12 protein-coding genes are annotated in these 11,979 nt (G+C 68.7%); 2 read left to right on the forward strand and 10 right to left on the reverse strand.

Annotated features, from left to right (window positions below):
* Positions 1-342: 342 nt before the first annotated feature.
* From O5O53_RS00485 to O5O53_RS00510, 6 genes are read right to left on the reverse strand one after another with little or no spacing between them, the layout of a single operon-like run.
* Entirely contained in the window at positions 343-969 is a 627-nt protein-coding gene (locus O5O53_RS00485) for a ComF family protein (RefSeq protein ID WP_070476156.1), read from the reverse strand.
* Positions 970-979: 10 nt separating this feature from the next.
* Positions 980-2,683 carry an MtrAB system accessory lipoprotein LpqB gene (gene lpqB / locus O5O53_RS00490; RefSeq protein WP_269508029.1) on the reverse strand — a complete coding sequence of 568 codons (1,704 nt, stop codon included), beginning with the start codon at positions 2,681-2,683 and terminating at the stop codon, positions 980-982.
* Positions 2,676-4,331: an MtrAB system histidine kinase MtrB gene (gene mtrB / locus O5O53_RS00495; protein WP_269508032.1), complete on the reverse strand. Its 1,656-nt coding sequence runs from the start codon at positions 4,329-4,331 to the stop codon at positions 2,676-2,678. The genes lpqB and mtrB overlap by 8 nt, the downstream gene beginning before the upstream one ends.
* A gap of 33 nt (positions 4,332-4,364) precedes the next feature.
* Complete coding sequence (mtrA, locus tag O5O53_RS00500) at positions 4,365-5,048, reverse strand: MtrAB system response regulator MtrA (protein WP_269508035.1); 684 nt, start codon at positions 5,046-5,048, stop codon at positions 4,365-4,367.
* 35 nt (positions 5,049-5,083) lie between these two features.
* Entirely contained in the window at positions 5,084-5,692 is a 609-nt protein-coding gene (locus O5O53_RS00505) for a dTMP kinase (protein ID WP_070476148.1), read from the reverse strand.
* A gap of 4 nt (positions 5,693-5,696) precedes the next feature.
* Positions 5,697-6,047: a hypothetical protein gene (locus O5O53_RS00510; protein ID WP_269508038.1), complete on the reverse strand. Its 351-nt coding sequence runs from the start codon at positions 6,045-6,047 to the stop codon at positions 5,697-5,699.
* 223 nt (positions 6,048-6,270) lie between these two features.
* Here O5O53_RS00510 and O5O53_RS00515 point away from each other — a divergent pair, with 223 nt between their 5' ends.
* A complete protein-coding gene (locus O5O53_RS00515; protein WP_269508041.1) occupies positions 6,271-7,308 on the forward strand; it encodes a hypothetical protein in 1,038 nt (345 codons plus the stop codon).
* Here O5O53_RS00515 and manA read toward each other — a convergent pair.
* The 4 genes from manA to O5O53_RS00535 are packed head-to-tail and all read right to left on the reverse strand — an operon-like array spanning position 7,305 to position 11,411.
* Positions 7,305-8,486: a mannose-6-phosphate isomerase, class I gene (gene manA / locus O5O53_RS00520; RefSeq protein WP_269508044.1), complete on the reverse strand. Its 1,182-nt coding sequence runs from the start codon at positions 8,484-8,486 to the stop codon at positions 7,305-7,307. The two genes, O5O53_RS00515 and manA, sit on opposite strands and share 4 nt — an antisense overlap.
* Positions 8,487-8,496: 10 nt before the next feature.
* Positions 8,497-9,495 carry a hypothetical protein gene (locus O5O53_RS00525; protein WP_269508047.1) on the reverse strand — a complete coding sequence of 333 codons (999 nt, stop codon included), beginning with the start codon at positions 9,493-9,495 and terminating at the stop codon, positions 8,497-8,499.
* Between the two features lie 25 nt (positions 9,496-9,520).
* Positions 9,521-10,891: a phosphomannomutase/phosphoglucomutase gene (locus O5O53_RS00530; RefSeq protein ID WP_269508050.1), complete on the reverse strand. Its 1,371-nt coding sequence runs from the start codon at positions 10,889-10,891 to the stop codon at positions 9,521-9,523.
* A 52-nt stretch (positions 10,892-10,943) separates the two neighbouring features.
* Positions 10,944-11,411, reverse strand: a complete 468-nt coding sequence (locus tag O5O53_RS00535; protein ID WP_269508053.1) for a DUF3499 domain-containing protein — start codon at positions 11,409-11,411, stop codon at positions 10,944-10,946.
* Positions 11,412-11,504: 93 nt separating this feature from the next.
* On the opposite strand from O5O53_RS00535, the gene O5O53_RS00540 reads away from it, so the two are divergent.
* The gene (locus O5O53_RS00540; RefSeq protein WP_070476127.1) at positions 11,505-11,978 is read left to right on the forward strand and encodes a metallopeptidase family protein; all 474 of its coding nucleotides are present in this window, start codon (positions 11,505-11,507) and stop codon (positions 11,976-11,978) included.
* Position 11,979 lies beyond the last annotated feature (1 nt).

The raw sequence follows: 11,979 nt of genomic DNA on the forward strand, positions 1-11,979 counted from the left end.
GACACATCGCGGCGGAATCTGTCAGGCGACCCCTTGAAGCCCAGGTCGGGACAAACGGCTGCCGTAATGTGTCAGGAATCCTCCGGCCCCAAATTGATTCACCGGCTAGTGAATAGATTCCGCTTGGAAATTTTCCTCCCTGGGCAAAGTGAACAAATTCGCCAACAGATCGGGATTTGTTCACTCGGACAGGTGGAGCGAGTGAACAAATGCCCCCGCCCCGACACTTCGTGGCTGAATCTGCCAGGCTGGCCCTTAAGGCCCAGGTCGGCGCAAACGGCTGCCGTAATGTGTCAGGAATCCCCGGGAATCCGCCGCCAAGCCCCCGCCGGGACCCCGCCGCTACGCCGCGCACAGCGCCACGCACGCGGCGACGTCGGCCCCGCGCGAGAGCAAAAGAGTGGCACTGGCCTGCAGCGTCGCGCCGGTGGTGACTACGTCGTCGACAAGCACGACCCGGCCGGCGGGCACGCCGGAAATGCGCACGCGCCCCGAAAGGTTGGCCCGCCGCCCGGCTTCGTCCAGGCCGGACTGGTCCGCCGTCCGCGGGTCCAGCGTGAGCACCGGCGCCACCCGCCTGCCGGTGGCGCGGCAGACCTGTTCCACCGGGTCCCCGCCGCGCGCCCGTGCGGAGCGGGTGCGCGTGGGCGCCGGCACCAGCACCGCCCCGGCAGGGATCTCGCCGCGCGCCTCCAGGTACTCCAGCGCGGCCGCGAGCACCGCGCCGACATGGCGGCGCACCGCCAGGTGGTTGCGCTCCTTCATGGCCAGGATCACCCCGCGGTGCGGGTCGGCGTACGGTCCGAGCGCGAACACCGGCGCGTGCGGGGTGGTGTTGGGAAATACCCGCTGCGGTGGCGTCGCTAGGCCCTCTCGGCACGCGGGGCACAGCAGCGGCCCCGGCGCGCGGCAGCCCGCGCATTTCCGCGGCAGCAGCAGCTCGCCGACCTGACCGAATATCTCCCCCATGCGGGCAAGGCTAGCGCGAAGTGATTGGCAGCGCGCGCACGCCTTCCAGTCCCGGCACCTCGCGCCAGATCGGGTTGTCCGCACCGGAGGCCGGCACCTGCAAAAGCGCGTTAGCGTCGGTGACGTATAGCGTGCTCGGCGACGCCGCCACCGCCACCACCGGCGCCGAAATGTTGCCGGCGGACATCGCGGTCATGGAGGAGCCGTCCTGCTCCACGCGCATCACCGGTGTAGTGGAGGTCGTGCCTACCAAGAGGGATCCGTCCGGGCGCCAATCTGCGGAGATCACGCTGCCTGAGAGTTCATGCGCGTACTCGTAGACGTTGACGATGGAACGCTCGCCGGAGGGTTGCCGGCGCACGATGCCGGTGTAGAGGCGGCCGTCGATCACCATGACCACCCTGGTGCCGGTGCGCGACAGCCGCAGCACGGAAATGTTGCCGTCCACGCCGTCGGGCAGTTCCACCTTGACCTCGCCGGTGGTCAGGCTGCCGGTGGCGGCGGACTGCACCGTGCGCAGGATCCGCTTGCCGTCGGCCACTGTCCACACCGCCGCCGCGTCCGGTTCAAAGGCGGGGCGGGTGAACGTGCCCGCACGCATGACCTCGGCCTCGGATCCGTCGAACTTGCCCACGCGGAAGATGTCGTCCTCGGCGTCGCCGGGTTTGCCAAAGATGGCGGCCCACTCCCCGTCCTTGGCGATGTCGGCGAAGATGACGTCGTTGGCGGCGCCGAGTGAGCCCTCCACCGGCTGCGTGGATCGCTCGTCCACGCGGACGACCTTGCCGCCTGCGAGGGCGTACAGCTTGGTTTCGCCGACGGTTTCCACCAGCGGGCTCGCGGCGATGAAGTCGTCGGTGTCGAGGCTGTCGGTGCCGTCGATAAGCGGTTGCCCGTCGGCCTTGAGCTCGTAGGGCCCGGTGACACCCGCGGTGGCGAGCGTCCACACCACCTGGGCTGCGAAGCGGGCGCGTTCGTCCTCGCTCACGCCGGCGAAACCGGTGAAGGTGTAGGCGCCGTCCTGCTCTCCCGTGTAGGACACGCTCGAGGGCAGCGATCCGGTGAGCGCGGGCCGCAGCCGCTCCGAGGGGCCTTCCATGAGCAGCCCGATCAGGTCGCTCGCCAGCGTTTCGCGGCGCGAGTGCACCCAGCGGCGGTCGGTGACCAGCTCCCGGTCGTCCTGGTCGAAGAAGTACAGGTTGTACGGCTGGTACTGGTTGCGCAGCTCCGTGCGCTCGAACACGACGCCTTCCGGCAGCGAGGAGATGCGCCATTGCCCGTCCACCATCTCCATGTCGATGGTGGCCTCATAGTCTCCGCGCTCCGGCGAGTATGAGCCGCCGGAGCGCACCACGCCGACGACTTCGCCGTGCACCGAGTAGCTGCGCTGCCCCACTGAGGACCCCGGCAGGGTGGTCATGCCGATGCTGTCCACCACGAGTTTCTGCCCGCTCGGGTCCCACGCGGCGGAAGCGCCCTCGGTGAGGTAGGCGCGCGCCGCCTCATAGTCGCTGTCGGGGGTGGCAGAGGCATGGTAGAAGTCGCGCAGCAGAAGGTCCGATTCCTGGCCGTCCTTCGGCCCCGCGGCCTGCGTTTCCGTCTCCTCGGGCGCGAAGGAGCGGATCACATGCGGCGCCGAGTTCGTGGGCAGCGAGGCGCAGCCGGCGGCCAGGGTCGTCAGCGCCACCGTGAGGCAGGCGAGTGTTTTACGCATCGGTGTCCTCCTGGAGCCTTCGCTTATCGACGTCCAAAGGTGCCCCTCCATCAGCTCCCCCGTCGCCGCCGCCGGCTGCGGCCTCACCGGCGTCTTCAGTGTCCTCCGGGGCGTCGAGCGCTTCGGGGGCGATAGCGCGCGGCGCCTCGAGCGGAAGCGGCGATTCCGTGAAACCGGCCTCGACATCGCGCGGCAACACGAGGCGGAACTGCGAGCCCACCCCGTACTCGCCGATCGCATCGAGCACGCCGCCGTGCAGCTGCGCATCCTCGCGGGCGATGGCCAGGCCCAGCCCGGTGCCGCCGGAGTGGCGCTTGCGGGACTTGTCGGCGCGCCAGAAGCGGTTGAACACCAGGTCCTCTTCGCCTGTCTTTAAGCCCACGCCACCGTCGGTGACGGTGATCGCCACCGCCTCGTCGTTGGAACGCATGCGCACGGTGACCGGGTTGCCTTCCGAGTGGTCGATGGCGTTGGCGATGAGGTTGCGCACCACGCGCTCGATGCGGCGGGCGTCGCCTTCCAGCGTCTGCGGCTCGTCCGGGATGTCGAAGATGACGTCCACGTCCAGCTCCTCGGCCAGGTGCTGGGTTTGCTGCCAGGCGGACTCCACCGGCTGGCGGGCGTCCACGTTCGCCGCGGAGAGCTCAGCCACGCCCGCGTCGTGGCGGGAGATCTCCAGCAGGTCGTTGAGCAGCGCTTCGAAGCGGTCTAACTCGCTGGTCATCAGCTCCGAGGCGCGCTTCGTCGCCGGTTCCAGCGAATCCTCGTTCGCCGCGATCAGATCCGCCGCCATGCGCACCGTGGTCAGCGGAGTGCGCAGCTCGTGGGAGACGTCGGAGGTGAACTGGCGCTGCAGCGAGCCGTACTCCTCCAGGTTGGCAATCTGCTTGCTCAAGGTGTCCGCCATGTCGTTGAAGGACATGGCCAGCACGGCCATCTCGTCCTCGCCGTCGACAGGCATGCGCTCCCGGAGGTGGCCTGATGCGAAGCGCTGCGCGGTGCGCGAGGCGGAGCGCACCGGCGCCACAATCTGCTGGGACGCCAACCAGGAAATGCCCATCAGCAGCACCACGACGATCACCGCGGCGGACGCCAAGATGCCGCGCATGAGTGCGACCGTGGAGACTTCGCTTTCCATGTTCATCACCAGGTACAAGCGAAGGTTGGGGATGTCGGCGTTGGTCGGGGTGCCCACAATCAGCGCGTCGTAGGCCGAGCCGTCCGGGCGCTCCACGGTGGCGAACTGGTAGGCCACGTTGCCGTCTTCAACATAGTCGCCCAGGCGCTTCGGAATTTGGTAGGCCTCAGGCGACGACGTCACAGCACCGTTCGGCGCCTCCACCACCAGCACGGGCTCGTAGAAGCTGGCGGAGTCGCCGCTTTCCTGCGCGCGCTGCGTCAGCCCGGCGCGCGCCGAATTCAGGCGCGCCTGCAACGAGGCGGAGGAGCCGGAGTTGGCCAGCTGGTACTCCACGGTCGAACGCGCGCGTTCGATTTCCACAGTGGCGGTTTCGATCTTGGCTGCGGTGATGCGGTCGGTGACAACGGACGCCAGCGCGAAGCCAAGCACAGACATCACGACCGTGGACACGAGCAGCACCGTGCCCACGAAGCGGACCTGCAGCTTCGTGGACCAGGCGTGCCGCACCCGGTCGCCGACACGACGTATGGCGTCCAGGTGCTACACCCCCGACTTACCGGTCTTGTAGCCCACGCCGCGGACGGTGAGGATGATCTCCGGGTTTTCCGGGTCGTGCTCAATCTTGGAGCGCAGGCGCTGCACGTGCACGTTGACCAGGCGTGTGTCGGAGGCGTTGCGGTAGCCCCACACGGACTCCAACAGCTCCTCGCGCGAGTGCACCTGGTTCGGCTTGCGTGCCATCTCCACCAGCAGGTCGAACTCCAGCGGGGTCAGCTGGATCTCCTCGTCGCCGCGGGTGACGGTGTGCTGCGGCACGTCCACGGTCAGGTCGCCGACCTCGAAGACGTCCGCCGGAGTCTCGTCCGTGCGGCGCAGGCGCGCGCGGATACGGGCGACAAGCTCCTTCGGCTTGAAGGGTTTGGTGATGTAGTCGTCCGCGCCGGACTCCAGGCCCAGCACGACGTCCACCGTGTCCGTCTTGGCGGTGAGCATGACCACCGGCACCGCGGACTCCTTGCGGATCTCGCGGCAGATGTCGATGCCGTTCATCCCCGGCAGCATCAGATCCAGAAGGATCAAATCCGGGTCGAACGAGCGGAAGGCGGGCACCGCCTCGGCACCGTCCGTCACGGAGCTGGTCTGGAACCCCTCGGCCTCCAGCACGATTGTCAGCATCTCGTTGATCGCCGGGTCGTCGTCCACCACGAGGATCTTCGGTGCCATGCGTCCTCCTCTATCCTTTTCGCGCTGAGCTGGCCTTACTGCGCCAGCTCGCCCACTACCTGCATGATAACCGCCGGTTCCGACGTGCGAAGCCACCGGCTCGCCCAGTTGCGCTCCGCGAGCTCGGCGTACGCCTGAAACGTCGCCACCTGCAGCGCCACGTCGCGCTCGTAGCGGTCCCGGGTGCGCGTCGCGTCCTGTTCCTCGCGCGCCTCCGCGCGCTCGCGCGCAACGTCCGGGGTGGTGTCCACCAGCACCTGCAAGTCGGGCTTGGGCAGCCCCAATTTTCCAAACTCCAGGTCGTGGACCCACTTCACGGCGGCCGGGTCGCCCGTGCGCGCGCTCGTGTACGCCGCGTTGGAGGCGACATAACGATCCAGGACGATGACGCTGTGCGGGTCGCCAGCGAAGCCGTCGAGAAGCTGCTTCGCCCCATGCCTGTCCAGGGCGAACAGGGTGGCCATACCGAACGCCGAATCCGTCAGGTCGCCCATGCGCCCATGCAAGGCGTCGTGCGCCAGCTGCGCATGCACGGACGTTTCATAGCGCGGAAACGCTAGCGTCTCAGCGCCGAAGCGCTCCTTCACCGCAGTGACTAGCGTGTTCTTGCCCGCGCCGTCGATGCCTTCAACTGCAACAATCATTCAGCTACGCCAGCGCCTCGAGGAACTGCTCCAAGTCCTCCTCGGTGTCCGCCTCCTCGAGCACGGAAGCGGCAGACTCCACCAACTGCTCGTCCATCTCGTCTGGGCGCAGGCGGATAAACGGGTACGTCTCCGCAATCTCGCCGGCGGAAAACGGCGCGCCCGCCCAGATCGCCGCGATGGTGGCTGCGGCCTGGCCGTTGAGCAGCTCTTCCTCAGAGGGATCCTGCTTCGCGGCGAGGAGCACCGCGTCACGGACCGCCTCAAAAACATCCTCGAAATCAAGATCGACTAGCTCGTCCAGGAAGTCCGTGTTGGCATCGACCGTGAAAATCTGCTCGTCCCAAGTACTCACTGCGGCGCTCCTTCCGTAGATGGTGCGCGAGCGGGCGCCCGCACAACGTGTCGCACCCATTTGTATACGGCAAAACGACGCTCCGGGGCACACAAACGCAAAACAACTCGCCGCGCAGGGGTTCCCCATTTCACGATGACGTGCTATAAACAGTGCTACGAAGCCAAACGTTACCAAGTTGTAACCAATGCGCGGGCCGGAAACGCCCGCGGGAGGAGTCACCGTGGAAGGGACAGCACGCCGGGTAGCCGTGTTCATCGGCGCAGGTGCACTGCTTGCTGCCGTCGTCGGTTTCACGGTGTGGGCGACCTCCGCACCCGGCCAGAACAACCGCGCCGGGTTTACCGCGGAAGCCGCGGGCACCACTGGCAACAGCGCCGCTTCCACCACCTCGAGCCCGACAACGGAGACGGTGACGGAGAACCTCACGCACACCCGCACTGTGCGCAGCTCCACCAACTCCCCCGACAACGGCCCCGCCGCGCACCACGGCGCGGATGCGGGCGCGGCGGGAGCGGCAGGCTCCGGCGCTGGGCGCGCAGGCGCTTCCATGCCCACCGGCTACAACGCGGCGCACGACCCCTACCTGCCGCCGCACGCGGTAGTCGCTCCGGCGCAGGAGTCCACGCAGCCGTCGCGCGTGTACCGCCCGTCCAACATCGTGCCGTCTCCGGCCCGGCCCATGGCCGCCCCTCAGGGTGCCAACCCGGCGGCGGAGCCCACTCCGGCCTCCGCGGACAACCGCACCACCTCCCAGCAGACGCCGGGCAGCACCCCGCCGCGCGAGCCGGGCGACGGCGGCGCCGCGCAGACGAGCACCGCCGCCACCCCGGCACCGGGTGGATCCGAGGTGCAGCCGTCGAAGCGTCCGGATCAGCCGCAGACCACGCAGCAGCCGGAGCAGTCTGAGCCAACCGCGCAGCCGGGCCACGGCTCTGGTCCGTCGCACGTGCCGGACGGAATCCAAGAGGGCACCCCGTCCGAGCCTGGATCCCCCGCCGCGCAGGAAGACCAGCGCCCGGAGATGCGGATGCAGGGCGCAGGAGCCGCAGCGCAATCGGTTCCCGGCGCCGAAAGCGCGGCAGCCGCCGCACCGCAGGGCAGCGCTCAGCCGAGCGAGGCGCCGCAGACCCCGGATGCCGCCACGGGAGGCAATAAGGCGCCGGCACCCGTCGCGGGCAAGGAAGACGTCGCAGGCTACCCGCGCGAGAAAGAAGGCGTGACGGCCCGCGACGTGATTGACAAGATCACCGGCCGCTAGACCGTCGCCACAAACACCTGGGATTTGCCGGCTGCGGTGATTTCCGTCGCCGCCTCGCTCGCCGGGACCCAGGCGCCGTTGCCCTGCGTTAAGACGAACCCGTCGGCGCCGCGCACCTCGCCGGCGGTGCACAGCACGATCGCGGGGCCGTCTTCGTCGACGGCCAACGTGTCGCCGTCGTCAAGCGCATGCATGCGCACCGCGAAACTGTCCACAGGAAGCTGGAACTCCACACCGCCGTGCGACGGGGCCGCCTCCGCCCGCGGGTTTTCCAGGGTGCTGAAGTCCAGCACCTTCACCAGCTCCGGCACATCCACGTGCTTGGTGGTCAACCCGCCGCGCAGCACGTTGTCGGAGTTGGCCATGACCTCCACGCCCAGACCGGACAGGTAGGCGTGGAGCTGGCCGGCGCGCAGAAACGCCGCCTCGCCCGGCGCAAGCGTGAGCACGTTGAGCAGCAGCGCCGCCAGCACGCCCACATCGCCCGGGTAGGTCTGGTTGAGCTCGAGGTAAACCTCGGCGGCCTCCACCATCCACGCAGGGGCTGTGCGCTTATCGACGAGCTCCGCTGCAGCACGCTTCACCGATTCAATCAGCTCCACGCGCGGCTGGTGCGGCAGCGAAATCAACGTGGTGAACAACGCCCGCAGATCCCCTTCGCCGTCCGTGGGCAGCAAGGTGGCGTAGCGGTCCAGCTCCGGGCTGCCCAGCTCGGCGAAAAACGCCGCGGTGTCCGGCACCGGGCGGAACCCGGCGAGCGCGCGGAACTCGGTCAGCGCGACGATGAGCTCCGGTTTGTGGTTCGGGTCCTTGTAGTTGCGGCTCGGGCTGTTCAGCTCGATGCCCTCGGCGTTTTCCCGCTCGAAGCCTTCCTTGGCCTGCTCCAGCGAGGGGTGGGCCTGGATGCTCAAGGGCGCGGCCGCGGCGAGCAGCTTGACCAGAAACGGCAGCTGGTCGCCGTGCGCGTCCTGCACGCGCTTGCCCAACGCGGCGGCCGGGTCGGCGGCGATGGCGTCGTCCAGGCCTTGCCCGTTCACCGTCGCCGGGGCGGCCGGGTGGGCGCCGAACCAGAGTTCCGCCTGGGGCTGCGGGCTCGGCGAAGGCTCGCCGCGCAGCTGGGCGATCAACGTGTGGGAGCCCCAGGGGTAGGGGCGCAGAGCTCCTTCGAGGTGCTCCATGGTTCTCCTTCTACTCCTCCGAGGCGGCGTCGGCGACGTCGGCTGCAAGCGCCGTCGCCGCGTAAGCCCTGGCAACCAGGCGCGCCGCACCGGCCGCCGGATCATCCACGTCCGTCTCCACGGACTCGACCCGGCTGCCCGCCGGGGCCACCGGGCTGGCGGTCCCGCACGACCAAACAACGGTTGTTAAACCTACCAGCTTCGCGGGACCGTCGATGTAGGGGTCGTGGAACAAATCGTCCGCGCCAGCCGTCGAATTGCCCTCCTGAGCACGCTCGACGGCGAAGGGAAGTTCCTCCGCGCCCACGGCGGAAGCAGGGATGCCGTGCGTGGACCACAGCGCGGCCACCAGCTGCGCCACCGCGCTTCCTGCCCGCCCGACGCCGGTGTGCAGCACACGGGCACCCTCGGCCTGCGCGCGCAGCTTTCGCGCGGCGTTGACCGCCACGTCGCGCCTTGGGGAGACAGACTCCAGCTCAGCGTCCACCTCCGAGGCCAAGAGCTCGAAGCGCTCCGCCACCACCTCGGCCGGCTGGCGCAGCGCGAGCAGCACCGCGCCGACCACGGCGCAGGTGCGAAGCGGGGAGGCACTAGCGGTGTCGGGCAAGGCGGGGATGACGGCGGCGGCCTGTGGTGCGTCGTCAAGCAATGGCCCCTGCTTCGGGCCCGCGAGGATGGTCTCGGCGCCGCGGTCGGCCGCAGTGGTCAGACCGCGCAGGTCCTCTTCGCGGCCGGCGTTGTCGCCCACAACCACCACGACATCGAGCGCGCCGACGTACGCCGGCAGCACGTCCGTGACCACAACTGGCACCTCGAGCGGGGCTGCAAACGCTGCCACCGCACGCGCCGCGGCCGCCGCGACTTGGTCGGTGGCCAGCACGACCACGCTGCGGGGTGCAAGCCCGCGCAGCCCCGCAAGCAGGTACGCCGCCTGGCCCACGGCGCGGAGCTGGGCGCCCTCGTGGGCGATGTCGAAAAACAGGGCGTCTTCCCTGGAAAATCCGCTCATACCCCGCGAGCGTACGCGGGGAAGCTTATGCGCGGATGATGCCGAGGATTTCCTCGGTCAGCGCGTCCACTTCCTCGCGCGTCGGCGCCTCGGCGTTGAGCCGCAGCAGCGGCTCGGTGTTGGAGGCGCGCACGTTGAACCACGCCTTGGAGTCCTTCAACTGCACCGTCACGCCGTCGAGGGTGTCCACGGATTCCGCGCGTTCCGCAAACGCGTCCACCACACGCTGCGTGGCGGCTGCCTGGTCGGCGACCTCGGAGTTGATCTCGCCGGAGGCGGTGTAGCGCTCGTAGGCGCCCATCAGCTCGCTCAGCGGCGCGTCCTGCTCCGCCAGCGCGGCCAGCACGTGCAGCGCGGCCACCAGGCCGGAGTCGGCGTTGAAGAATTCCGAGAAGTAGTAGTGCGCGGAGTGCTCGCCGCCGAACAGCGCGGAATGCTCCGCCATCTGCGCCTTGATGTAGGAGTGGCCCACGCGGGTGCGCACCGCCTTGCCGCCGTACTCTTCGATCAGCTCCGGCACCGCGCGGGAGGTGATCAGGTTGTGGATGATCGTCGCGCCCGGGTGCTGCTCGAGCGTGCGGGTGGCAATCAGCGCGGTGATCGCGGACGGCGAGACGGCCTCACCCCGCTCGTCAACCACGAAGCAGCGGTCCGCGTCGCCGTCGAAGGCCAGGCCGATGTCCGCGCCCTGTTCCACGGTGAACTTCTGCAGGTCCACAAGGTTCTTCGGGTCCAGCGGGTTCGCCTCGTGGTTGGGGAACGTGCCGTCGAGCTCGAAGTACAGCGGGCGGATGTCCATATCGCCCAGCACCGCCGGCACCGTCATGCCGGCCATGCCGTTGGCCGCGTCCACCGCGACCACAAGCTTGCGGCGCGCGGGCACCGGCACGAGCTCGCGCAGGTAGGAGGCGTACTCCTCCAGGGCGTCATGCTTATCGACGACTCCCGCTTCCCCCTCGTACCCCGGCACGCCCTCGAGGATCATGCGGCCAATCTCGCCCAGGCCAGTGTCCGTGGACACCGGGGTCGCACCCGCGCGGCAGAGCTTGATGCCGTTGTACTGCGCCGGGTTGTGCGAGGCTGTGAACATCGCGCCGGCGCAGCGCTGGGTGCCGGCGACGAAGTAGAGCTCGTCGGTGGACGTCAGGCCCAGCAGGGTCACGTTGATCCCCTGGCTGGCAGCGCCCTCGGCGAAGGCGTCTGCAAGCGCCGGCGAGGACGGACGCATGTCGTGGCCGACAGCGATGCGGGTCTCCCCTTCCCCGCGCAGGATGTGCGCGAACGCCGCGCCTGCGGTGCGGACGAAGTCCTCGTCGATGGTCTCGCCGACGACGCCGCGGACGTCGTACGCCTTGATAACGCTTTTCAGCGTTGCTTCTGTGTGCTCAATAGCCATGCGCGGTATCTTATCGCGCGCCCCCGACACGGGCCTGCGCAGACCGCTGTTGCTACTGCTCTACCTCCGGGTCCGGCACGATGCGCAAGTGCGAGCGACGCGCCGCCTTGGCAGCCGCGATCTGCTCCTCCACCCGCTTCGTGCGGTGCACCGGGTGGTTGGAGGTGTCCGGGTTGTTGAAGTCTTTCTCCGCCGAGTACTCGATCGGGTCCTGGCCGGTTTCCACCAGCCCGGTGGTCACCCTTCCTGCTTCGCGCACCGCCTCCGCGAGCGCGGTGATGTCGGTGTTCTCGTCGTCCAACTCGTCGTCGTCGAGCTCGACGTGCTCGACGCGGACCAGCTCCCACCCCACCGGGGCAGTGATGTGCGCGGAATGACGCTCGCACAAATCCCAGGCGTGCGGGTCCGGGGCGGGCGCGAGCGGTCCGATAACTGCCGTCGAATCCGCGTACGCGTAGATCAGCGTGGCCACGGCGGGCCGGCCGCACCCGGGGCGGCAACAACGGCGGTAGATATTCACGGCGCCAAGTCTAAACCCCACATTGAGATTTCGATAGTGCAACGCGGCGCGCCCGCGACACCTGCGCCCCGCGGCGCAATAGCATTGCCAGCTATGAGCTCCACCGGCCCCTCCCACGTGCAACCGGCCCGCAACCGCCACGGCCACGGCGTGCGCGGGCCCATCCTGCCTATCGGCGTGCCGCGCTACCGCACCCGCGCAGACAGCTTCGACCAGCTGGTCATCGACGCCTACGCACCGCTGCACAACCAGTACTTCAACGAGCTGGCCGGCGTGGACCTTGCCGTGGACACTATTCCCCGGATGCGTCTCAGCCCCGACATGACGGTGTTTCCGGACGAGATCATCGCCGACGGCCCGGTGCCGCTCGGGCGCGTGCTGCAGGCCGGGGTGGACAAGCAGGGCAACCCCACCCGCGCACGCTTCGTGGTGTTCCGCATGCCCATCGAGCACCGGGCAGCGCAAACACAAGAGCGGTCAGAACTCATCACCTGGGTTCTGACCGCTCTTGTGGCCAATTACCTCAACTTGGATCCGAGGACTATCTCCCCAGACTTCCCCTGGTAGG

This window comes from Corynebacterium faecium (assembly GCF_027257105.1).
GTDB lineage: Bacteria > Actinomycetota > Actinomycetes > Mycobacteriales > Mycobacteriaceae > Corynebacterium > Corynebacterium lehmanniae.

Excerpts from the sequence above, each read along its gene's own strand:
- O5O53_RS00525 (WP_269508047.1), bottom strand. The coding sequence starts at position 9,495 with ATGAGCGGATTTTCCAGGGAAGACGCCCTGTTTTTCGACATCGCCCAC.
- O5O53_RS00485 (WP_070476156.1), bottom strand. The coding sequence starts at position 969 with ATGGGGGAGATATTCGGTCAGGTCGGCGAGCTGCTGCTGCCGCGGAAA.
- O5O53_RS00505 (WP_070476148.1), bottom strand. The coding sequence starts at position 5,692 with ATGATTGTTGCAGTTGAAGGCATCGACGGCGCGGGCAAGAACACGCTA.
- manA (WP_269508044.1), bottom strand. The coding sequence starts at position 8,486 with ATGGAGCACCTCGAAGGAGCTCTGCGCCCCTACCCCTGGGGCTCCCAC.
- O5O53_RS00530 (WP_269508050.1), bottom strand. The coding sequence starts at position 10,891 with ATGGCTATTGAGCACACAGAAGCAACGCTGAAAAGCGTTATCAAGGCG.
- lpqB (WP_269508029.1), bottom strand. The coding sequence starts at position 2,683 with ATGCGTAAAACACTCGCCTGCCTCACGGTGGCGCTGACGACCCTGGCC.
- O5O53_RS00540 (WP_070476127.1), top strand. The coding sequence starts at position 11,505 with ATGAGCTCCACCGGCCCCTCCCACGTGCAACCGGCCCGCAACCGCCAC.
- mtrA (WP_269508035.1), bottom strand. The coding sequence starts at position 5,048 with ATGGCACCGAAGATCCTCGTGGTGGACGACGACCCGGCGATCAACGAG.